Annotated in this window: 19 protein-coding genes and 1 riboswitch; of the genes, 4 read left to right on the top strand and 15 right to left on the bottom strand. The window is 70.9% G+C overall.

Annotated elements, in window-relative coordinates:
* Positions 1-200 precede the first annotated feature (200 nt).
* On the bottom strand, positions 201-1,343 hold the full coding sequence (locus ACWGJY_RS30790; protein WP_453264143.1) for a glycosyltransferase family 4 protein: 1,143 nt from the start codon (positions 1,341-1,343) through the stop codon (positions 201-203).
* Positions 1,344-1,567: 224 nt separating this feature from the next.
* Between ACWGJY_RS30790 and ACWGJY_RS30785 the strand changes: the two genes are divergently transcribed.
* Entirely contained in the window at positions 1,568-2,887 is a 1,320-nt protein-coding gene (locus ACWGJY_RS30785) for a glycosyltransferase 87 family protein (RefSeq protein ID WP_453264142.1), read from the top strand.
* A 94-nt stretch (positions 2,888-2,981) separates the two neighbouring features.
* On the opposite strand, the gene ACWGJY_RS30780 is transcribed toward ACWGJY_RS30785, so the two are convergent.
* The 5 genes from ACWGJY_RS30780 to ACWGJY_RS30760 form a co-directional block, all read right to left on the bottom strand.
* Positions 2,982-4,367 (bottom strand): hypothetical protein, encoded by a 1,386-nt coding sequence (locus ACWGJY_RS30780; protein WP_453264141.1) that lies wholly within the window; start codon positions 4,365-4,367, stop codon positions 2,982-2,984.
* Positions 4,368-4,418: 51 nt separating this feature from the next.
* Positions 4,419-5,474: an NlpC/P60 family protein gene (locus ACWGJY_RS30775; RefSeq protein ID WP_453264140.1), complete on the bottom strand. Its 1,056-nt coding sequence runs from the start codon at positions 5,472-5,474 to the stop codon at positions 4,419-4,421.
* A 272-nt stretch (positions 5,475-5,746) separates the two neighbouring features.
* The gene (locus tag ACWGJY_RS30770) at positions 5,747-6,772 is read right to left on the bottom strand and encodes an NlpC/P60 family protein (protein WP_453264139.1); all 1,026 of its coding nucleotides are present in this window, start codon (positions 6,770-6,772) and stop codon (positions 5,747-5,749) included.
* 305 nt (positions 6,773-7,077) lie between these two features.
* Entirely contained in the window at positions 7,078-8,451 is a 1,374-nt protein-coding gene (locus ACWGJY_RS30765) for an NYN domain-containing protein (RefSeq protein ID WP_453264138.1), read from the bottom strand.
* An 18-nt stretch (positions 8,452-8,469) separates the two neighbouring features.
* Positions 8,470-8,709, bottom strand: a complete 240-nt coding sequence (locus tag ACWGJY_RS30760) for a hypothetical protein (RefSeq protein ID WP_030086623.1) — start codon at positions 8,707-8,709, stop codon at positions 8,470-8,472.
* Between the two features lie 293 nt (positions 8,710-9,002).
* On the opposite strand from ACWGJY_RS30760, the gene ACWGJY_RS30755 reads away from it, so the two are divergent.
* Together ACWGJY_RS30755 and ACWGJY_RS30750 are read left to right on the top strand one after the other, a co-directional pair.
* Complete coding sequence (locus ACWGJY_RS30755; protein ID WP_453264137.1) at positions 9,003-9,683, top strand: rhomboid family intramembrane serine protease; 681 nt, start codon at positions 9,003-9,005, stop codon at positions 9,681-9,683.
* Positions 9,680-9,961 carry an Lrp/AsnC family transcriptional regulator gene (locus tag ACWGJY_RS30750; protein WP_453264136.1) on the top strand — a complete coding sequence of 94 codons (282 nt, stop codon included), beginning with the start codon at positions 9,680-9,682 and terminating at the stop codon, positions 9,959-9,961. Before ACWGJY_RS30755 ends, ACWGJY_RS30750 begins: the two co-directional genes overlap by 4 nt.
* 398 nt (positions 9,962-10,359) lie before the next feature.
* On the opposite strand, the gene ACWGJY_RS30745 is transcribed toward ACWGJY_RS30750, so the two are convergent.
* The 6 genes from ACWGJY_RS30745 to ctaE all read right to left on the bottom strand — a co-directional run bounded on the left by ACWGJY_RS30745 (position 10,360) and on the right by ctaE (position 17,600).
* Positions 10,360-11,766 carry an aminotransferase class V-fold PLP-dependent enzyme gene (locus ACWGJY_RS30745; RefSeq protein ID WP_453264135.1) on the bottom strand — a complete coding sequence of 469 codons (1,407 nt, stop codon included), beginning with the start codon at positions 11,764-11,766 and terminating at the stop codon, positions 10,360-10,362.
* A 170-nt stretch (positions 11,767-11,936) separates the two neighbouring features.
* A riboswitch (SAM riboswitch) is annotated at positions 11,937-12,054 on the bottom strand.
* Positions 12,055-12,145: 91 nt separating this feature from the next.
* Positions 12,146-13,210, bottom strand: coding sequence for an anthranilate phosphoribosyltransferase (gene trpD, locus ACWGJY_RS30740; RefSeq protein ID WP_453264134.1), 1,065 nt, complete (start codon positions 13,208-13,210; stop codon positions 12,146-12,148).
* A 177-nt stretch (positions 13,211-13,387) separates the two neighbouring features.
* Positions 13,388-15,025 (bottom strand): cytochrome bc1 complex cytochrome b subunit, encoded by a 1,638-nt coding sequence (qcrB, locus tag ACWGJY_RS30735; RefSeq protein WP_453264133.1) that lies wholly within the window; start codon positions 15,023-15,025, stop codon positions 13,388-13,390.
* The gene (gene qcrA / locus ACWGJY_RS30730) at positions 15,022-16,086 is read right to left on the bottom strand and encodes a cytochrome bc1 complex Rieske iron-sulfur subunit (protein ID WP_453264132.1); all 1,065 of its coding nucleotides are present in this window, start codon (positions 16,084-16,086) and stop codon (positions 15,022-15,024) included. The genes qcrB and qcrA overlap by 4 nt, the downstream gene beginning before the upstream one ends.
* A complete protein-coding gene (gene qcrC / locus ACWGJY_RS30725) occupies positions 16,083-16,892 on the bottom strand; it encodes a cytochrome bc1 complex diheme cytochrome c subunit (protein WP_453264131.1) in 810 nt (269 codons plus the stop codon). The genes qcrA and qcrC overlap by 4 nt, the downstream gene beginning before the upstream one ends.
* Before the next feature lie 87 nt (positions 16,893-16,979).
* Positions 16,980-17,600: an aa3-type cytochrome oxidase subunit III gene (ctaE, locus tag ACWGJY_RS30720; RefSeq protein ID WP_453264130.1), complete on the bottom strand. Its 621-nt coding sequence runs from the start codon at positions 17,598-17,600 to the stop codon at positions 16,980-16,982.
* Positions 17,601-17,864: 264 nt separating this feature from the next.
* Here ctaE and ACWGJY_RS30715 point away from each other — a divergent pair, with 264 nt between their 5' ends.
* On the top strand, positions 17,865-18,266 hold the full coding sequence (locus ACWGJY_RS30715; protein WP_453264129.1) for a hypothetical protein: 402 nt from the start codon (positions 17,865-17,867) through the stop codon (positions 18,264-18,266).
* Between the two features lie 19 nt (positions 18,267-18,285).
* Here ACWGJY_RS30715 and ACWGJY_RS30710 read toward each other — a convergent pair whose 3' ends face one another.
* The 3 genes from ACWGJY_RS30710 to ACWGJY_RS30700 form a co-directional block, all read right to left on the bottom strand.
* Positions 18,286-19,560, bottom strand: a complete 1,275-nt coding sequence (locus ACWGJY_RS30710) for an Ig-like domain-containing protein (protein WP_453264128.1) — start codon at positions 19,558-19,560, stop codon at positions 18,286-18,288.
* 135 nt (positions 19,561-19,695) lie between these two features.
* Complete coding sequence (locus ACWGJY_RS30705) at positions 19,696-20,094, bottom strand: cytochrome c oxidase subunit 4 (protein WP_453264127.1); 399 nt, start codon at positions 20,092-20,094, stop codon at positions 19,696-19,698.
* Positions 20,091-20,545, bottom strand: a 455-nt coding sequence (locus ACWGJY_RS30700) for a cbb3-type cytochrome c oxidase subunit I (protein WP_453264126.1), incomplete at its 5' end; no start/stop codon positions are given. The genes ACWGJY_RS30705 and ACWGJY_RS30700, both read right to left, overlap by 4 nt.

Genomic DNA, 20,545 nt, shown 5'->3' with positions numbered 1-20,545 from the left:
CCGGCCCGCGCCGGGGCCGGACCGCCGGCGCCGGACCGCTGCCGCCCGAATCCGGCGTCGTGGCCGCTCGCCACGGCGGCGGTTTGCCGTGGCGGGAAGCGGAACCGCCGCACGCCGTTCCGTCGTTCCTACAGCAGCTCCCTCGTGCCTACAGCGGTTCCTTCAGCCGTTCCGTCGTTCCTACAGCTGTTCCGTCATTCCTACAGCAGTTCCTTCAGCCGTTCCGCGAGCAGGTCCCAGCGCCACTTCTCCGCCACCCAGGCGCGGCCGCGTTCGCCCATGGCGCGGCGCAGGGCGGGGTCCTGGAGCAGGGCCACGATGCGCTCGGCGGTGGGGGCCGGGGAGCCGCCGGGGACGACCCAGCCCGTCTCGCCGTCCAGGACGGCGTCGGGGGCGCCGCCCGAGTCGCCCGCCACCACCGGGAGTCCGGTGGCGGAGGCCTCCAGGTAGACGATGCCGAGACCCTCGACGTCGAGCCCGCCGCGGCGGGTGCGGCAGGGCATCGCAAAGACATCGCCGGCGCCGAAATGGGCCGGCAGCTCCTCCCACGGGACCGCGCCGGTGAAGCGCACCGAGTCCCCTACGCCCTTCTCCAGGGCCAGCGCGTGCAGTTCCTTCTCGTACGGGCCGCCGCCGACGATCAGCAGGACGGCGTCGGGCACCGCCGACACGATGGCCGGCATCGCCTCGATCAGGGTGTCCTGGCCCTTGCGCGGGACGAGCCGCGAGACGCACACCACCACCGGCCGGCCGGTGAGCCCGAGCGCGGCCCGTACGGCGTCGCCCCCCGAACCGGGGTGGAAGGTCTTCTCGTCGACGCCGGGCGGGAGCTGCACCATCCGCCGGGCGGCCGCCTCGGTGAGCGCGCCGGCGATCCGCGAGCGGGTGTACTCGCCGAGGTAGGTGAGCGTGTCGGTGCCCTCGCCGATCCGGCGCAGCAGCCGGCGGGCGGCCGGCAGCTGGGCCCAGCCCGCCTCGTGGCCGTGCGTGGTCGCCACGATGCGGCGCGCACCGGCCGAGCGGAGTGCGGGCGCCATCAGCCCGAGGGGGGCCGCCGCGCCGAACCATACGGACGAGCAGCCGTGTTCGCGCAGCAGCCCGGTGGCCCGCCGGGTCACCCGCGGGGTGGGCAGCAGCATCGTCGTACGGTCCCGGACCACCGGGAACGGCTGTTCGGCGTCGAAGGCGGCGGTGGCCGCGAGACCTTCCGCGCCGCGTTTCCAGGTCGAGGCGTAGACGACGACCTGGGAGGGCTCCAGGCGCAGCGCCATGCTGTGCAGGAAGGCCTGGATGCCGCCGGGCCGGGGCGGGAAGTCGTTCGTGACGATCAAGGTCTTGTGCACGATGGTCTCTCGGCGGTCGGTCTCGGCGGTTCGGGCCCGACAGTACCGGGCGGCGGGCGGCCGGGGGCTGCCCGCCCCGCCCCGCCCGTCTCTCGTCTACGGTCGTGACCAGCCACGACCGCCGTCATGCAGGCAGCACGAGCGGGACGCGGTGGGCAGGGAACAGTGTCCCCGGGGCCGCGGACGGCGCCGGCGGACGACGACCGGGGAACGGCGAGGTGACCATGAGCAGCATCGGCAGGGCACGCGGGGTAGGGCTCCCGGTCGCGGTCTGGGCCGTGACCCGGGCCGTGGTCCTGCTGTGCGTCCTGAGGGTGCTGGTGCTGCCGGGTCCGGATGTCGCCACCGATGTCTCGGTGATCTACCACGGCTGGTTCGAGGTCCTGAAGACCGGCACCTTCCCGCTGGACGACGTGACCTGGCAGTACCCGCCGGCCGCCGCGCTCGCGATCCTCTCCCCCGGTCTGCTGCCGTTCCTGGACTACGCCCCGGCATTCTTCACCCTGGTCCTGCTCACGGACGCGGCGGCGCTGGCGCTCTTCCTGCGGGCCGGCCGGCGGCCGGGCCACCGCCCGGCGGGGGCCTGGGTGTGGATCGCGGGCGTGGCGCTGCTGGGCCCGACCGCGTACGCCCGCTATGACCTGATGGTCGTCGCGGTCGCCGCCGCCGCGCTGTTCGCGGCCGCCCGCCGGCCGCGGGTGGCGGGTGCGCTGGTCGCCTTCGGCGCGCTGCTGAAGGTCTGGCCCGTACTGCTGCTGACGGGGGCGGCGGTGCGCGGCCGCCGGGCACGCGCCCTGTGGTGGAGCGCGGCCGGCACCGCGGCCGGGCTGACCCTGTTCTTCGTGGCCGCCGCACCGGGCGCACTGGCCTTCCTCACCTTCCAGCGCGACCGCGGTACGGAGGTCGAGTCACTCGGCGCGCTGGTCTTCCATGTCGCCCGCCACTACGGCTGGGACGGGCAGGTGCTGCTGCACTACGGCTCGCTGGAGTTCCTCGGGCCGGGCGTCCCGTTCGTCAGCACCCTGGCGCTCACCCTGAGCCTCGCCGCCGCGGGCTGGCTGTTCCTGTGGCGGGTGCGCGCCCGGGAGCTGGGCCCCGCGACGCTGTGTGACGCCGCCTTCACCGCCACCCTGCTCCTCACGACCACCAGCCGGGTGATCAGCCCGCAGTACATGCTCTGGCTGGTGGGGCTCGCCGCGGTGTGCACGACCCTGCGGGCCGGCCGGCAGACGCTGCCGGCGGTGCTGGTGCTGCTCGCCACGGGGCTCACCCTGCTGGAGTTCCCCGTCTGGTTCGCGCATGTCGTGGCGAGCGATCCGCAGGCCGTCGCGGTGCTGGCCGTACGCAACGGGCTGCTGGTGGCCGCGTCGCTGCTCGCCTGCCGCCGGCTGTGGGTCTCGACGCGCGGCACCGGGCGCGGACACAGCGGGCCCGTCGCCGCGGTGAGCGCACGCCGGCCGGCCGAGACCGCCGCCGCTGCCGGGCAGCTGACCGGCCCCGCCCCGCAGGCACCGGCCGACGGGCCGCCGCCCCCGGGCCGGTGAGCCGTCATGTCCCACCGCCGCGGGGCGCCGCCCCGCGTACGGGACACCGGCACGCCCGCGCAGCCCCGCCGGCCGGCGGGCACCCGCCCACGCCTCACCGCCGCAGCTGCGCCCGCACATAAGCCCGCCACTGCCGGGTGAACTCCGCGAGCCCGACGCCCAGTTGGGAGCGTAGTGCGCCGTCCGTCCGGTCGGCGCGGGCGGCCGGCCGGTGCCCGGCGCCGGCCGCCTGTGAGGTGGGCCGGGAGCCCGCGGCGGCCGCCGTGGCCGCCTCCATCGGTGCCCCCGTGCTCACCGACGAGGTGCGTATCGCGCCCTTGCCCGCCGCCCGGTAGAAGGCGATCAGCTTGGCCTCGCCCCACTTGCCGGCGATCATCCGGCAGGCCAGCCAGCTGCCCTCGTATGCCTTGGCCAGCCGGTCCGCGCCGGCCGTGAAGCCGAAGTCCTCGTCGGTGGGCAGACGGGCGGGGACCTTGCCCCGGGCGACGGCACGGGTGAGTTCGGGGGCGGTGGTGGTGGGCCTGCGGCGGCTGCCGCGGTAGGCGACCCAGTCGGCAAAGCCCTCCGAGAGCCACAGCGGGGTCGCCACCGTGGTGACCGCGCGGGTGGCGACATGGGTGGTCTCGTGGGTGAGGACCACCCTGCGGCCCAGGTCGTTGAGCTCCTCGTAGGCGTCGGGGTTGATGATCACGCGGTCCGCCGGCGCGGCCGTCGAGACGCCCGCCTCACCGGTGGTGACCGCCGCGATCCCGGCATAGCCGGAGGCGTCGTCGCTGCCCATCAGCTGCGCCATCCGCTCGACCGAGTCCGGCGCCTCCACCACGACCTTCCGGGACCACTTCCCCTTCCAGGCGGCGGAGACCGCGGGCACCGCCTGGTCGACCCGGTGCGCCAGGTCCGTCAGCCGCGCCAGATGCGCGGCGCCGCCCAGGACCAGGCTGTACCGGCCGCGGACCAGCCGCACCGGACCCTGGTCCCACAGCTGGCGGGTGCCGCTCTTGCCCGCCGCCGCGCCGTCGCTGTCGGAGGAGATCAGCCAGCGGCCGTCGCGCCGGGTCAAGGTCAGGTACTGGACGGCGTGCACGGGCGAGGTGTCGTAACCCTGGAAGCGGTAGCGCAGCCGCACCTTCACGGCCAGGTGCGCGCCGCTCTCGCCGGCCGGGAGCGGGAAAGCGCCGGCCGAGTCGAGGTCGTAGTGCCAGTCGGCCAGCGGCATGCCTGACAGCCGGGCGAACATCGTGCGCTGACGGTCCCGGTAACCGGTGGCCCGCGGGTCGACGGAGGCGAGGAAGCCCGCCGGGTCCCGCCGCTGGACGGCCCACGCACGGGCGTCGAGCATCCGCTGGACGTCCGGGAAGCGGGCCGGTGTGGAGGTCGTGGGCGCACAGCCGGCCAGCGGGGCGAGCAGCGCGAGGAGCAGGGCCGCGCAGCCCGCCGCCCCGGCCCGCGACGGCCGTCGTCCCGCCCACTGGTGTGACATGCGGACGATCGTAGATCCGGCCCGGCCGGGGCAAAAACGCTGCGCCCGGCCTCAGGGCCGGGTGATCGACGAGATCGGCATCATCCCGACGGGGTCGTAGCGGACCCGGGCGCCGGGATAGGGCGCGTGGACCACCTGACCGTTGCCGACGTACATCCCGACATGGCTGGCGTCCGAGCGGTAGATGACCAGGTCACCGGGTTGTGCCTGGCGGAGCGGCACCTGCCGGCCGGCGCCGCGCTGGGCCTGTGAGGTGCGCGGGAGGGAGACGCCGGCCCGGCCGTAGGCCCATTGGGTGAGTCCGGAGCAGTCGAAGGCCGAGGGCCCGTTGCCTCCCCAGGTGTAGGGGGAGCCGACGGCGGCGCGCACCGCAGCGACGGCCGCCGCGGCCCGCCCGGAGGCCGGTACGGCTCCCCGCAGGTCCGGGACCGCCTCATGGCGCCCGTCGCTCCTGGAGGCCCGTGCGTAGGCCTTCCTGGCGTCCTTGGGGAGCGCGTTCAGCAGCCGCCGGGCCGCGGCCAGCTTGCGCTGGACGTCCTTCTTGTGGCGCGCGACCTCCTTGCGGCCGGCCTCCAGCTCCGCCAGCTTCCCGGCGGTCTCCCTGCGCTGCTGCTCCAGGGAGCGCTGCGCGGCCCGCAGACCGCGCAGCCGGCCGGCCTGGCTGATGCCGAGCCGGTCGAGGACGGAGGCCTTCTCCAGGAAGCTGTCGGGCCGTTCGGACAGCATCAGCTCGACGGTGGGGTCCATCCCGCCGGCCCGGTACTGGGCGGCCGCCAGCGCGCCCAGCCTGCCGCGCATCCGGTTGACCCGCTCCTGGGTGCGCGCGGTGCGGTCCTGGAGGGCGGCCGCCTGGTCCCGCAGCTTCTTGGTCCGTGCGTCCGCGCCGTTGAACTTCTCGGTGGCCCGCTCCGCCTGCTCGTAGAGGTGGTCGACCCGCGCCGTCGCCGCGTGGCGGTCGGCGGCCGTGTGGCTGACGGGGGCGGCGGGGTCGGCGGAGGCCGCCGGTGCCGACAGCGCGGCGGCCGCGGTCGCCAGGGCGGCCGAGACCACGGTGACCCCGGCGAGGGTGGTCTGGCCGTGCCGCGAGGTACGGCGGTGGGACACCACGAGAGCCGAACTCCTTCCGATGGGGGTCCCCCCTGTTCGAGCGCAGCCGAGAGCTTGGGGGAAGCCCCTGCCGCCCCGGGAGGGCGGTCGGTGAACCGGATGCTGCGAGGGCAGACAGTAACGGCGCCGGTGCGATCCGGCCAAAGACGCCCTTTCGGGCACAAAAAGCCGCCCCGTCGGTGACTGTGCAGGTCACCGACGGGGCGGCAGGTCAGCGGCCGGAGCCGCAATTCGCCCGTTCGGACGGCAGGTTGAGAGGGTGGTGAGGCTTTTCAGACCCGCACGCCGAAGGCGAACGGCATGTTGCCGATCGGCTCGTAGCGCACGGCCGCGCCGGGCTTCGGCGCGTGCAGCACCATGCCGTTGCCGGCGTAGAGGCCGATGTGGTGCAGGTCGCTGTAGAAGAGCACCAGGTCGCCGGGCTTGAGGGCGCTCTGTGAGCCGATGCGGGTACCGGCGTTGGCCTGCTGCTGGGAGGTGCGCGGCAGCGACTGGCCGGCCTGCGCGTAGGCCCACGACGTCAGACCCGAGCAGTCGAAGGACGACGGACCGGTGGCGCCCCAGACGTACGGCGAACCTATCTTGGACTGGGCGGCGGCCAGGGCGGCCGCGCCGCGCTGCGAAGCGGGCACGTCACCGCCGAGGTTGACCCGCTCGTTGCTGCGGTTGGCGCGGTTCTCGTCGGCCTGCATGGCCGCCCGCTCCTTGGCCGTCAGGGTGTTGAGCAGCTCCTGCGCCTTGGCCAGCTTGCCCTTGATCTCGTCCTTCTTGTCACCGAGCGCCTTGCGGGTCTCGGAGAGGTCCTTGATCTTGCTCGCGGCCTCTTCGCGCTCCTGGGCGAGCCGGCGCTGCTTGTCCGCGATGGTCTTCAGCTGCTCGGCCTGCTTGCCGCTCAACTGGTCGAGCGTGGCGGCCTTTTCGAGGTAGGTGTCCGGGTTGCCGGAGAGGAACAGCTGGACCGAGGGGTCGATGCTGCCGCTGCGGTACTGGCCGGAGGCCACCGCACCCAGGCCCTTGCGCAGCTGGTTGAGGTCCCCCTGGCCACGGGCGACCTTGTCCTGGAGGTCGTCGACCTCCTTCTGGAGCTTGTCCTGCTGCTCCTTGACCCCGTCGTACTTCTCGGTGGCCTGCTCCGCCTGCGAGTAGAGCTTGTCGACCTCGGACTTGACGTCCTTCTTCGACTGGTGAGGGGCGGCCTGGGCGGCCTGGGACGAAAGGGCGACGGCCGCCGCGGCGGTGGCGGTGAGCATGGTCACGCGAGTACGGCTCGGCTGCTTGGGTCGACGGTGGGACGCCACGGGGGCGAGCTCCTTCTTCCTCCAGCCGCCTACCGGGAAGTGGGGGGGGTGAGACCCCGGCTCCGCGTGAACGCCGCGGACTCGGCGGTTCCTTCACGGTTCATCCCGGTTGGATGATCATCTGCATGAAGGTTCGGGCCTGACCTTAGTAACCGAGCTGTGATCGCTTCAAATCCTCAGAGGAAAAATCTGCGCCACGAGCCCCATCCTTTACCAACATCGCACAGGCAGTAAGCGTCAATTGACACTCAGAGACGAATCGCCACCGATTTCCCGCCCGCCCGCGGCCCCGGCAGGGCGGCACGTCAGGTCCGGGCAAGTCTTTTGAGGAGCAAGGCCGATGCGACCGGCCGCGCTCCGGCCTTCGCCACACCGTCGGCCACTTCCCGGTCCGTGGAGACCACGACGACCGGACGGCCGGGCGGTTCGGCCCGAACCAGCTGACGAATCAACTCATCGGCCGTTACGCCCGGTTTGCTGAAAAGGACCCGGACTCCGCGCGGCGGGGCGAGCAGCACCGGCGCCGCCAGCTCCGCCCCGTCGAAGACACAGGTCATCTCCGCACCGGTCTGCGCCGCCAGCACCGCGAGACCGCCTAGCAGCCGCAGCCGCTGCTTGTCGAGCGGCATGGTCGGATAGCCGGTTTTGGTGACGTTGTAGCCGTCCACCACCAAATGCGCCTGCGGCAGGGCCAGAAGCTGGTCGAGCAGCGCCGGGTCCATCTCCGACAGCGCGCGTGTCGCGATGTCCTTGGGCGTCATCCGGCCCGGCGCAACCGCCTCGACGGTGTCCGCGGGGTGGACGCTCGCGGGCGGCAGAGCCAGCTCCCGGCGCAGCCCCTGCGCCGCGTCCAGGACCGTGTCCAGCAGCAGCCGCAGCCGCATGTCCTCGACACTGCGGCCCTCGCGGGCGGAACGCCGGCTGGTCTCCAGCGCCGTTTCGGCCTCCGCGATCCGGGCCTTGAGCCGGCGCACCTCGCTGTCCGCGGTGGCCTTCTCGGTGGCCGCCCGGTCCCGGACCTCCGCCATCGCGGCCTCGGCCTTGCGCACCGCGGCCTCACCGCGCTTGACATCGCTCAGCGCGCTGCGCAGCTTGCGCCGCAGCGACTCGTTCTCCTTGCGGACCGCGTCCAGGTCCACCCGGATCCGGTCGGCCTCCGTACGGGCCTCGCCACGCGCCTGCGTCAGCTCCTCGCGCAGCCTGGCCAGCTCCCGTTCGGCCTCCTCGCCGGCCCGCTCGGCGCGCGCCCGCTGCGCCTCCTCACCGGCCGCCGCGACGAGTTTGACCCAGCCCTCGGGACGCAGCACATAGGCGGCCGCGGCGACATCGAGCGGATCGGCGGCCGCGGGCGGGGTGCCGTGCTCCAGCGCCCCGACGAGCTCCGGCTGCGCCTCGCGCAGCTTGCCCGCGATCCGCTGCCGGAAGACCGCATCGCTCTCCAGCGCCGCGGCCATCGCATTTCCGGCGAATTTGGCCCGACGAGTCGGGGTGAACCGGGCGTACTGCCGCAGCGGAGGCGGGAGTTCGGCGAGGGTCAGCGCGCCGAAGGACTCCGCGGTGAGCGCCACCACACGACGCCGTACGCCCTCGGGCAGCGGACGGTCGAGCACTTCGTCGGCCGCACCTTCGGGTGCGTCGTCACGCTGTGCCCCCGGCTCCCCTTCTGGACGGTCCACCACGGCTGCATCGCTCCGATCTCAGGCGTTCGCGCCCGGACGGTCGACCAGTTCGATCTGGTCGACCGCGTTGCACCAGCGGCAGCGCACGGACTCGATGCTCTCACTGAGGACCTCGCGCTCCTCCACCGTGGGCGCCCCGGCCAGGTCCAGGTGGACGTACTCCACGACCTTGGACCGGCGGGTCACATCGAACCGCGTGAGGTTGCCGCACAGCGTGCAGCGCCACCGGGTTCCGTCCGTCGGCAGGGGAACAGCCATCGTGTCGTCCTCTTTCGTGCTCATCGGTCTCGTGCTGCTGCGTGGTTCACGCGGTGCGCCGTCGGATCGCGGAAGTACGCAAAGTACTGCCTGCAACCCTACGGCCTGACGGGGGGCCGGTGCGGGCCCGCCCGGGTGCCGGGACGCGGCGAGGCGCTCTGTCCCGATTGCCCGCATTGAGTCATGATCACCTCATGACGGCGCCGGCCCCCTCACCCCGTTCTCCCCGCTCGTCCGGTCTCCTCCCCCGCCCTCCGCGCTCCACCCGGTCGCCGGCCGCGGTGTTCTCGCGGATGACGAATGTGCTGATCGGCCTGTGCTGTGCGGTCTTCGTGATCGGCCCGGCCTCCGGTCTGAACCGGATATACGGCAGCGGCGAGGCCCTGCTGAAGGCGCAGACCGCGTACTTCGAGCGGTGGGGGGTGATCCCGCTGGATCTGTGGAGCGGTTCGCCACGGGCGCTGATCACCCCGCTCACCGCGTTGTTCGTGCACGGCAGCTGGCTGCACCTGCTCGGCAACATGCTGTTTCTGTACGTCTTCGGCGGGATGGCCGAGGCGCGCATGGGCCGGCTGCCGTTCGCCGCCTTCTACCTCATCATCGGATACCTGGCGCTGCTCGGCTACGCGGCCGCACACGCCGCCTCGGGCCAGACGCTGGTGGGCGCCTCCGGCTCGATCTCCGGCATCCTGGGCGCCTTCCTCTTCCTGTTCCCCACGGCCCGGGTCACCAGCGTCTTCCCGTTCCTGTTCTTCCTGCCGCTGCGCTTTCCCGCCTGGATCGTGCTGCTCTTCTGGTTCTTCCTGCAGTGGCACGCCGCGCAGGACGACCCCCGCGGCCCCGGTGTCGCCTACCTCGCCCATGTCGTCGGCTTCGCGCTCGGCTTCCTGTACGCCTGGGCCCGCTACCGGAGGGATAGTGTGGGGGCCACCAGGGGAGATGACCGGGTGACCGAGAAAGAGAGCCAGCCGTGATCACGTCGATCGTGCTCATCAAGACCAACGTGGACCAGATCCCGGAGATCGCCGAGAAGATCGCCGCGCTGGAAGGGGTCAGCGAGGTCTACTCGGTCACCGGGGCCCACGACCTGATCGCGATGGTGCGGGTGGCCGCCCACGATGACCTCGCGGAGGTCATCCCCGGCCGGATCAGCAAGGTGCCGGGCGTCACGGCCACGGAGACGCATATCGCGTTCCGCACGTACTCCCAGCACGACCTCGAGGCGGCCTTTGCGATTGGGCTCGACGCGTAGCCCTTTTTCTTCCCACGTTTTTGGCTTTCCCGCCGTGGGGGTTTGTCGCCGTTGCGCCTGCGGCGGGCCGGGTCCGCTGCGCGGGGCTGTGGGTGCGGTGACGGGCCGGAGGGGTCTGGTGTGGGGACTGCTTCGCTTTACGTCCCCACACCAGACCCCTCCGGCCCGTCCCCTCCCGTGAGTGGATAAGTGAACGAAAGTGGGGGCGGGCCACCGATAGGACCCCTTCCATGTGATCCACGAGGAGCACCAGACCACCCACGTGCACCCCCACCAACCTTCCTCCCCACCCACTCCGACCCGTCACCGCACCCCAACAGCCCCGCGCAGCGGACCCCGCCCGCCGCCAGGCGCAACGGCGAACAACCCCCACGGCGGGAAAGCCAAAAACGTGGGAATCACCCCGCGCTACGCGCGGGAACGCAACGGCCGTCCTCAGTGTGGTAGTTCCAGCGTGCGCCGTTCGCCACCAGTTCCTTGACGGCCCGCACAAAACGTTCGACGTGTTCGTCGGGGGTGCCGGCGCCGAAGCTGACCCGGATGGCGTTCAGTGACCTCTCGCCGGGCGCCGCCTCCGGGGCGCCGCACTCCCCCGGGTCCTGCGGCTCGCTGCCCAGCAGGGTCCGGACGAGCGGGTGCGCGCAGAACAGTCCGTCGCGGACGCCGATGCCGTACTCCGCCGACAGCGCCGCGGCGAAGTGCGAACTGTTCCAGCCCTCGACGACGAAGGAGAGGACGCCCACGCGTGCCGCGCCCTCGCCGAAGAGCGAGAGCACGTTCACCTCGGGCACCTCGGACAGGCCTTCCCGGACCCGGGCGATCAGCGCCTGCTCGCGGGCGGCCAGGCCCTCGAATCCGGCCTCGGTCAGCGCCTGGCAGGCCGAGGCGATCGCGTAGGCGCCGATGACGTTCGGCGAACCGGCCTCGTGCCGGGCGGCGGTGGTGTGCCACTCGACGTCCACACCGCCGTCGGTCCGCCGGGAGACCTTGCGGCTGGCGCCGCCGCCGGCCAGATACGGGGCGGCGTCCTGCAGCCAGTCGGCGCGGCCGGCCAGCACTCCGGCGCCGAACGGCGCGTACAGCTTGTGCCCGGAGAAGGCGACCCAGTCGACGCCCAGGTCCGCGATGTCCACGGGGTGGTGCGGGACGAGCTGCGCGGCGTCCAGCACGATCCGCGCGCCGTGCGCATGCGCGGCGGCCGCCAGCTCCCGCACCGGCCACAGCTCACCGGTCACGTTCGACGCCCCGGTCACACAGACCAGCGCCGGCCCGTACGGCTCTCCCCCGGCTACCGCTGCGGGTGCCCCCGGTCCGGCCAGCGCCTTCTCCAGGATGTCCACCGCCTGCTGCGGGGTGCGCGGGGCATCGAGGTACGTCACCGCGACGTCCGCGCGCTGCTCCCATGGCAGCAGCGAGGCATGATGCTCGGTCTCGAAGACGAACACCCGGGTGCCCGCCGGGAGTGCGGAGGCCAGCAGGTTCAGCGAGTCGGTGGTGGAACGGGTGAAGACGACCTGGTCCTCGGCCCCGCAGCCGAGGAACTCCGCGATCGTCCGGCGGCTGTTCTCGAAGAGGTCGGTGGACAGCTGCGAGAGGTACCCGGCACCGCGGTGCACGCTGCCGTAGTACGGGGCGTAGGCCGCCACGTCGTCCCAGACCCGCTGCAGCGCGGGCGCGCTGGCGGCGTAGTCCAGCGCGGCGTAGTCGACCTCGCCGCCGGTCACGAGCGGGACCCGGACGTCCCGGCCGAGAACCGGCAGCGGGGCACACACGGAACGGTCGACGGCAACGGCGGAAACAGACATGGCGAACTCCCGTAAGAGGTAAGCGAATTCGCTGCGGACGGGGCGCGGACATGCGCCGCTCGGCATCGCAGCGGAAAAGGAAAAAGGGATGCGGAAAAGGGGCCGTCGAGCCCTATCGCATTCGCTGATTCACGGAAGTTCTCCCTCGGGGACCAGGATCCCTGGCGAGGGATCCGCGCTTGCCGCAGACCTCGCTGCCTGCGGCCTGGTCATCACCCGGGGCACCCCGCCACGGAAGGAGGGTTGCCGGACAGCGGGCCGGGGCCTGCATCGCTGTCACTCGTGACCTGCGCAGAATCATGCCACACGGGCACCCGCGCGCAAGCCCCGGTCCGCATACCGGACCGGGGCTTGCGTCACACGCTGCGTCACCGCGCGCTCAGCTGTTGCTGGCGGTCACCCAGCGCTCCAGTGCCTGCCGGGCCGCCCCGGAGTCGATCGAGGCGGCGGCCTTGTCGATACCGGCCCGGAGCTGTTCCGCCAGCGAGGTGTCGGCGGGCTCCAGCGCGACCAGCGCCGCCGCGGAGTTCAGCAGCACCGCGTCGCGCACCGGGCCGGTCTCCCCGTCCAGCACCCGGCGGGCCACCTCCGCGTTGTACGAGGCATCCGCACCGCGCAGCGCCTCCACCGGCACCAGCGGGATTCCGACGTCCCGCGGGTCGAAGGACTCCTCGCGCACGGTGCCGTCCCGGACGATCCAGACCCGGGAGGTCGCGGTCGTGGTCAGCTCGTCCAGGCCGTCGTCGCCGCGGAAGACCAGCGCGGAGGAGCCGCGCTCGGCGAGCACCCCGGCCAGGATCGGCGCCATCCGGGCGTCCGCGACGCCGGTCGCCTGGGCGCGGACCCGCGCCGGGTTGGTCAGCGGCCCCAGCACGTTGAAGGTGGTCCGGATGCCGAGCTGGCCGCGGGCATTGGCGACGTGCCGCAGCGAGGGGTGGAACTTCACCGCGAAGCAGAAGGTGATGCCCGCTTCCCGGGCGACCTCGGTGACCCGCTGCGGGCTGAGGTCGAGATTGACGCCGAGTTTCTCCAGCACATCGGAAGCACCGCTGGCGGAGGACGCCGCGCGGTTGCCGTGCTTGACGACCCTGGCGCCGGTGCCGGCCACGACGATCGAGGACATCGTGGAGATATTGACGGTCTTGGCGCCGTCGCCGCCGGTGCCGACGATGTCCACGCTCGGTCCGGGCACCTCGATCAGCCGGGCGTGCGCGTACATCGTGCGCACCAGTCCGGAGATCTCCGCGACGGTCTCGCCCTTGGCCCGCAGCGCCACCGCGAAGCCGGCGATCTGGGCGTCGCCGGCCTCGCCCCGCATGATCTTGTCCATCGCCCATGCGGTGTCGTCCGCGGTGAGGTCACGACCGTCGAGCAGGGCGTTGAGGACGCCCGGCCAGGTGTGGGCCGCCACGCTGTCGCCGCCGACCGGGGTCACAACGTTCATGGTCCACACTCCTGGTTTCTCTCCTGCTTGTGCCGCCACCCTATCGAGCCCCGGGCATGCCGGAGGGCCCCGTCCGGATGGGGTATCCCCTGCTCGAAGCGGAGTCGAGCGGATGGGGAAGGACGGGGCCCTCTGGGTGGCGTACTGGCTACGGTGCGCTACGAGGCGCCGCGGTGATCAGTGGTGGCCGTGGCCGCTGGTGATCTCCTTGTACTCCTCGGCCGTGGGCTTGGCGATGACGTTGTCCTCGCCGTAGTAGCTCTTGGAGAGCTTGGCCCGCAGCTTCTGTGCACGCGAGAGCTTGCGCTCCACGCCGTTCTCGTCGACCGCCGGGCCGAGTTCGAGCGGCGCGGGCTGCTCGTGCTGGGTGAGGACGTGCAGCTGCTCCTGGTCGAGCGGCTCGTGGACCTCGATGAACTCACCGTGCGGCAGGCGCTTGATGATGCCGGACTCGCGTCCGTGCAGCACCTTGTCCTTGTCCCGCCGCTGCAGACCCAGGCAGATCCGCCTGGTGGCGATGAAGGACAGCACCGGAAGGACGAAGAAGCCGATCCGGACGAACCAGGTGAGCGAGTTGAGCGACAGGTGGAAGTGGGTGGCCCACAGGTCGTTGCCGCCACCGATCAGCATCACGAAGTACGCGACCAGCCAGGCCACACCGAAGCCGGTGCGGGTGGGCACATTGCGCGGGCGGTCCAGGATGTGGTGCTCACGCTTGTCGCCGCGGACCCAGGACTCGACGAACGGGTAGACCGCGATGACGGCGAGGACCAGCGGGAAGATCAGGATCGGGATCAGCACGCCCAGGTTGAGGGTGTGGCCCCAGAAGTTCCACTCCCAGCCCGGCATGACACGCACCAGACCCTCGGCGAAGCCCATGTACCAGTCGGGCTGAGCGCCGGTGGACACCTGGTCGGGCCGGTAGGGGCCGATGGCCCAGACCGGGTTGATGCTGGCGATCGCGGCGATCGCGGCGATCACACCGAAGACCAGGAAGAAGAAGCCTCCGGCCTTGGCCATGTAGACCGGCAGCAGCGGCATGCCCACGACGTTGTTGTTGGTCTTGCCGGCACCCGGAAACTGGGTGTGCTTGTGGTAGAAGACCAGGATCAGGTGCGCCACCAGCAGGCCGAGCATGATGCCCGGCAGCAGGAGCACGTGGACCGTGAAGAACCTCGGGATGATGTCGTGCCCGGGGAACTCGCCGCCGAAGATGAACATCTGCAGGTACGAACCGACCAGCGGCATCGCCAGGATGACGCCCTCGATGAACCGCACACCGGTACCGGAGAGCAGGTCGTCGGGGAGCGAGTAGCCGGTGAAGCCGGTGAACATGCCCAGCACGAACAGCAGGAAGCCGAACAGCCAGTTGACCTCGCGCGGCTTGCGGAAGGCGCCGGTGAAGAACACCCGCATCATGTGGACCATCATCGCGGCCAGGAACACCAGCGCGGCCCAGTGGTGGATCTGGCGGATCAGCAGACCACCACGCACGTCGAAGCTGATGTCCAGCGTCGACTCGAAGGCCTGCGTCATCCGGATCCCCTGCATGGGCACATAGGAACCGTGATAGGTCACCTCGGCCATGCTCGGGTGGAAGAACAGCGTCAGATAGACACCGGTCAGGATGATGATGATGAAGCTGTAGAGCGCGACCTCACCCAGCATGAAGGACCAGTGGTCCGGGAAGATCTTGCGCATGTTGGACTTGGCGAGGCTGTAGATGCCCAGCCGGCCGTCCGCCCAGTCCGCGATCCGCTCGCCCCGCGGCGCCTGGCCACGGCGTGTGGTGGTCGCGGTTGTCTCGTTACTCATCCGCGCTCCCAGAAGCTCGGGCCGACGGGCTCCTCGAAGCCGTTTGCGGCCTCCAGGAAGCCGTCCTTCTCCGTGATGTGCAGCTGCGGCAGGGCGTGCCCGGCGGGACCGAAGATCACCCGACCGCCGTCAGAGAGGTCGAACGTCGACTGGTGGCAGGGGCAGAGCACGTGGTGCGTCTGCTGCTCGTACAGGCTGATCGGGCAGCCCACGTGGGTGCAGATCTTCGAGTACGCCACGATGCCCTCGTGCGACCAGGAGAGTTCGTGCTTGTCCTTGATGTTCTGCGGCTGGATCCGCACGAGCATCAGGGCGTCCTTGGCGATCTTCTCCGCGAACTCCTCGTCGTCCTCCTCCAGGCCCTCGGGCTTGGCGAACGTCAGGGAGCCGACCGCGATGTCCTCGGGACGCAGCGGGAGGTTGGTCGACTGGTTGACCAGGCGGACGCCCTTCTTCCAGTTCGTCGTGCGCAGCTTGGTCCCGGGCAGCGGCCCGAGGTCACGCAGCAGGACGACACCGGAGAGCGGCACCAGGGCCAGCGCACCGAACATCGTGTTGCGGATCAGCTTGCGGCGGCCGAGCTGGGACTCCTTCGCACCCGCCGCGAAGTCCGCCATGACCTTGGCCTTGACCTCAGGGGCGGCCTCGATCGGGTGGCGGTCGTCGGCGACCTCCTCGTCCGACATCAGCGTGCGGGCCCAGTGGACCGCACCGGCGCCGATGCAGAAGAGCGCGGCACCGAGCGTCAGACCGAGCGCGAAGTTCAGCGCGCTGATGTGACCGATCGGCCAGATGTAGACGATCTTGTCGATCGGGATCGCCACGTACGAGGCGATGAAGGCGACCGTGGCCACCATCGACACCACGAACAGCAGCGCCACGGTGCGCTCGGAGCGCCGGGCGGCCCGCTCGTCGATGTCCTGGGCACGGTGCTCGTGGGGCGGCAGGCCCGGGTCGGCGAACGGGTTCTCCGCCGTGGCCACCGCACCTTCGTGAGCGGTCTCCCGCTCACCGGGAAGAATTTCTTCTGGCACGTCTTCGTGTCGTCCAGTCTCGCTCATGACTTCTTGGCCTTCGTAGTCCGGGCTGCGACCCAGATGGCGACCGCGATCAGCGCGCCCAGGCCGAAGATGTAGCCGAAGAGACCCTCACTGACCGGACCGAGACCGCCGAGGTCGAGGCCGCCGGGGCTCTCGGAATCATCGCCGTTGACGGCGCCGAGATACGCGATGATGTCCTTCTTGTTCTCCTTCGACAGCGAGCCGTCGCCGAAGGAGGGCATGTTCTGCGGGCCGGTCACCATGGCCTCGTAGATGTGCTTCGGGTCCACACCCTCGAGCGTCGGTGCGAACTTGCCGTTGGTCAGGGCGCCGCCCTTGCCGGTGAAGTTGTGGCACTGCGCACAGTTGGTGCGGAACAGCTCGCCGCCCTTGCCGATGTCGGCGCCGGCGGAGCTGTACTGCTCCTTGGACGGCACGCTCGGGCCGGGGCCCAGCGACGCGACGTACGCCGCGAGCTGGTCGGTCTGGGCGTTGTTGTAGATGTTCTTCTTCCGCGGCACCTGGGCGCCGGGCTGCTGGGCCGGCATACGGCCGGTACCCACCTGGAAGTCCACGGCTGCGGCGCCGACGCCGACCAGGCTCGGGCCGTCGGAGGTGCCCTGACCGCCGGTGCCGTGGCAGCTGGCGCAGCCCACGGCGAAGAGCTTCTTGCCCTCCTTGACGGCAAGGGACTGGGCGGTGTCATCGGCCTGAGCCTTGTCCGCCGGCGCGAACGCGGCGTACAGCCCCCCAGTGACCGCCAGCGCGAAGAGTAGGACGACGAGCGCCGCCAGCGGATGGCGCCGTCGTGCGGAGAGCTTTTTCACGGATTACCCCGGTGTCAGGATCTTCTGCGTCGATGCTTTGGCTATGTCTGTCGGATATGCGGGCCCGGCAATCAGGCCCGATACCGGTTACCGGATCAGGTAGATCGTGGCGAAGAGGCCGATCCAGACGACATCGACGAAGTGCCAGTAGTAGGACACGACGATGGCCGCGGTGGCCTGTGTGTGGGTGAACCTCTTGGCCGCGTACGTCCTGCCCAGGACCAGCAGGAAGGCGATCAGACCGCCCGTCACGTGCAGTCCGTGGAAGCCGGTGGTCAGGTAGAACACCGAGCCGTACGGGCCGGACGAGAGCGACAGGCCCTCGTGCTTGACCAGCTCCGTGTACTCGAAGACCTGACCACCGATGAAGATCGCACCCATGATGAAGGTGACCATGAACCAGGCGCGGAGCTTCTTGACGTCGCCACGCTCGGCTGCGAAAACGCCGAGCTGGCAGGTCAGAGAGCTGAGCACCAGGATCGTGGTGTTGGTCGCGGAGAACGGAAGATTCAGCGCACTGGCGGATTCCTTCCAATACGCGGATCCGGTCACCGATCGGAGGGTGAAGTACATCGCGAAGAGGGCCGCGAAGAACATCAGCTCGGAACTCAGCCAGATGATGGTTCCGACGCTGGTGAGGTTCGGCCGATTGACCGACGGGTGCGCGTGCCCGGTTTCTACTGTCGTTGCTGTCGCCACGACCGACATTATGTCGGTCGCTTATCCCGCCCTCACCCCGGGGGGTGCCGTTCGGTGTGTCAAGGGCGTATGCCCTGCTCGTACGGCCCATTTCAGCGCTCGCTCGAAGGAGGGACGCACCGGCCCCGCCGCGGCCCGCCGGACCCCGCCGGCCCCCCGCCCTGACGGCCCGTCGGGCAGATCTTGGATCCGGCCAACCCCTCCTGCGGACACCCGCCGCGGGAGTAGCATCCGCCCCACCGATGCTGTGCCGCTACAACGCGTGGAGGAACGATGCAGGCGACTGCCACGGTGCTGGTCTACAGCGACAACGCCCACACCCGCGAGCAGGTCCGGCTGGCGGCCGGACGGCGCCCCGCCGCCGATGCCCCGCAGATCGAGATCCTGGAGTGCGCCACCGCACCGGCCGTCCTCGAAGCCCTGGCGCAGGGCGGCATCGACGTCTGCGTGCTGGACGGCGAGACCGCGCCCGCGGGCGGCATGGGCGTCTGCCGGCAGATCAAGGACGAGATCTTCCGGTGTCCGCCGGTACTGCTGCTGATCGGCCGCCCCCAGGACGCCTGGCTGGCGACCTGGAGCCGTGCGGACGCCGCCGTGACGCATCCGCTGGACCCGGTGGCCTTCGCGGACGCCCTGGCCGGCCTGCTGCGCCGCAAGCACCTCGTACAGGCCTGAGCGGCCCGCTGGGCGGCGCTCAGAATTCCGGGCGCAGCCGGGCGTCGTCGGCGGGGTTCTGGGCGCGCGCGGCCGCTCCTGTGGTCCCGGCGGCCTTGCCCTTGAGCGCGCTGCCGTCGCGCCACTCCTGCCAGGGCATGTTCCAGTCGCCGAAGCCGTTGTCGAACGGCGTCATGGTCTCTCCGCCGCTGTTGACGACCTTGACGATGTCGCCGACCCGTACGGTGTTGAAGAACCACTGGGCGTTGCTGGTGGACATGCCCGTACAGCCGTGGCTGACGTTCGCCGCGCCCTGCGATCCGACGGACCAGGGCGCGGCGTGGACGTACTCCCCGCTCCAGGTCACCCGGGTGGCCCAGTAGACCGGCAGATCGTAGGAGTCCGAGCTCCCGGCGGCGATGCCGACGGTCGAGCTGCGCATCCGTACGAAGCTCTCCTTGCCGAGGACGACCTTGACGCCGTTGCGGGTGGAGAAGCCGGGCTTGCCGGTGGTCACGGGGATGGTGTTGATCGACTCACCGTTGCGCAGCACGGTCATGTGGTGCGCCGCGGCGTCGGTGATGGCTTCCACCCGGTCGCCGGTGGTGAGCTTCACAGGCTTGGAGGACCCTCCGTAGATCCCCTTGGCGACCTTCAGGCCGGCCAGGTTGCTGTGCACCGAGATGGTGGCGTGCGCGGGCCAGTACTCCTTCGGGCGGAAGTGCAGTTTCTTGTCGTCCACCCAGTGCCAGGAGCCTTCGACCCGCGGCATCGAGTCCACCCTCAGGGCGCTCTCGACGACCGCACGGGCCTTGGGGTCCTTGACCGGCTGGCTCAGCTCGGCGGTGACCGGCTGGCCGACGCCGTACTCGCCGGCCTTCGGGCCGAAGGCGGCGGTCAACTGGCCCTCGGCGCCCGCGGTGTTGACCACGAGCGTCTTGCGGCCGGGCGAACCGTCCTCCTCCTCGGTGCTCACCCGCACCGTGTAGCGGCTGCCGGCGGCGAGGGGCGCCGTGGTGCGCCAGTGCCTGCCGTCGGCGCTCAGCTCGCCGCGGACGAAGCGGCCGGTGGTGTCGAGGGCGGTCACGTCCGTGATCCGCGCTTCGTCCCCCTTGACGGAGATTTCCAGCGGCTTGTCGGGGTCCGCCTTCTTGCTGCCGTCCGGGGTGTTGGCCGAGATCTGGTCGGCCGCGTCGTAGGGGTTGGCGGAGAGCGCTTCCGAATCCGAGCCCCCGCACGCGGTGGCGCTCACCGCAAGGGGCACGAGCAGGAGGCCGCAGCTCAGCACCGTCCGGGTTCGAGGTCTGTGACTCATGCCCCAAAAATATGAAGAATCACCTGTCCCAGCGCGCTGGAGGACTGCAAACGGGTCTGCTCCCGGCCGCCAAAAGAGGCGGGCCCGGACACCTGTTGAGGTGTCCGGGCCCGCCGCACGGCAGAGGTGCCGTGGTTACTGCGTGCGGTTCTCGCCGCGGTAGTACTCGAAGACCCAGCCGAAGAGGCCGACGAAAATCACCGGGAGGGAGAAGTAGAGCAGCCACCAGCCGAAGACGACGCCCAGGAAGGCGAGCGCGCCACCGACCGCCAAGGACAGCGGCTGCCAGCTGTGCGGGCTGAAGAAGCCCAGCTCACCGGCGTCGTCCGAGACCTCGGCGTTCTCGTTGTCCTGGGCACCCGCGTCGACCCGCCGGGCCGTGAAGGCCAGGTAGTAGCCGACCATGATGCACAGGCCGAAGGCGAGGAACAGTGCGGTGGTGCCCGCGGGCTCCTTCGACCAGACGCCATAGACGATCGCCATGACGAGGATGAAGACGGCGAGCCAGATGAACATCTTGCCCTGGATCTTCACTTGCCCGCCTCCTTGCCGCCGGCGAGGGCCTTGTCGTGCTCGGTGCCGCGGCCGTTGTGCAGCGCGTCAAGAGCTGCGATCTCCGGGTGGTGCAGGTCGAATGCCGGGGATTCGGAGCGAATACGCGGCAGGGTGAGGAAGTTGTGCCGCGGGGGCGGGCAGGACGTCGCCCACTCCAGCGAACGGCCGTAGCCCCACGGGTCGTCGACCTCGATCTTTTCGCCGTACTTGGCGGTCTTCCAGACGTTGTAGAGGAACGGCAGGATCGACAGGCCCAGCAGGAACGAGCTGATCGTCGAGATGGTGTTCAGCGTCGTGAAGCCGTCGGCCGCGAGGTAGTCCGCGTAACGCCGCGGCATGCCCTCGGCGCCCAGCCAGTGCTGGACGAGGAAGGTGCCGTGGAAGCCCACGAACAGCGTCCAGAAGGTGATCTTCCCGAGCCGCTCGTCCA

This window comes from Streptomyces sp. NPDC054765 (genome assembly GCF_053612065.1).
The sequence above is the reverse complement of the archived record's forward strand: the minus strand, read 5'-3'. Positions and strand labels throughout refer to the sequence as shown.

Excerpts from the sequence above, each read along its gene's own strand:
- trpD (WP_453264134.1), bottom strand. The coding sequence starts at position 13,210 with ATGAACGTTGTGACCCCGGTCGGCGGCGACAGCGTGGCGGCCCACACC.
- ACWGJY_RS30785 (WP_453264142.1), top strand. The coding sequence starts at position 1,568 with ATGAGCAGCATCGGCAGGGCACGCGGGGTAGGGCTCCCGGTCGCGGTC.
- qcrA (WP_453264132.1), bottom strand. The coding sequence starts at position 16,086 with ATGAGCGAGACTGGACGACACGAAGACGTGCCAGAAGAAATTCTTCCC.
- ACWGJY_RS30780 (WP_453264141.1), bottom strand. The coding sequence starts at position 4,367 with ATGTCACACCAGTGGGCGGGACGACGGCCGTCGCGGGCCGGGGCGGCG.
- qcrB (WP_453264133.1), bottom strand. The coding sequence starts at position 15,025 with ATGAGTAACGAGACAACCGCGACCACCACACGCCGTGGCCAGGCGCCG.
- ACWGJY_RS30710 (WP_453264128.1), bottom strand. The coding sequence starts at position 19,560 with ATGAGTCACAGACCTCGAACCCGGACGGTGCTGAGCTGCGGCCTCCTG.
- ACWGJY_RS30760 (WP_030086623.1), bottom strand. The coding sequence starts at position 8,709 with ATGGCTGTTCCCCTGCCGACGGACGGAACCCGGTGGCGCTGCACGCTG.
- ctaE (WP_453264130.1), bottom strand. The coding sequence starts at position 17,600 with ATGTCGGTCGTGGCGACAGCAACGACAGTAGAAACCGGGCACGCGCAC.
- ACWGJY_RS30715 (WP_453264129.1), top strand. The coding sequence starts at position 17,865 with ATGCAGGCGACTGCCACGGTGCTGGTCTACAGCGACAACGCCCACACC.
- ACWGJY_RS30755 (WP_453264137.1), top strand. The coding sequence starts at position 9,003 with ATGACGAATGTGCTGATCGGCCTGTGCTGTGCGGTCTTCGTGATCGGC.
- ACWGJY_RS30745 (WP_453264135.1), bottom strand. The coding sequence starts at position 11,766 with ATGTCTGTTTCCGCCGTTGCCGTCGACCGTTCCGTGTGTGCCCCGCTG.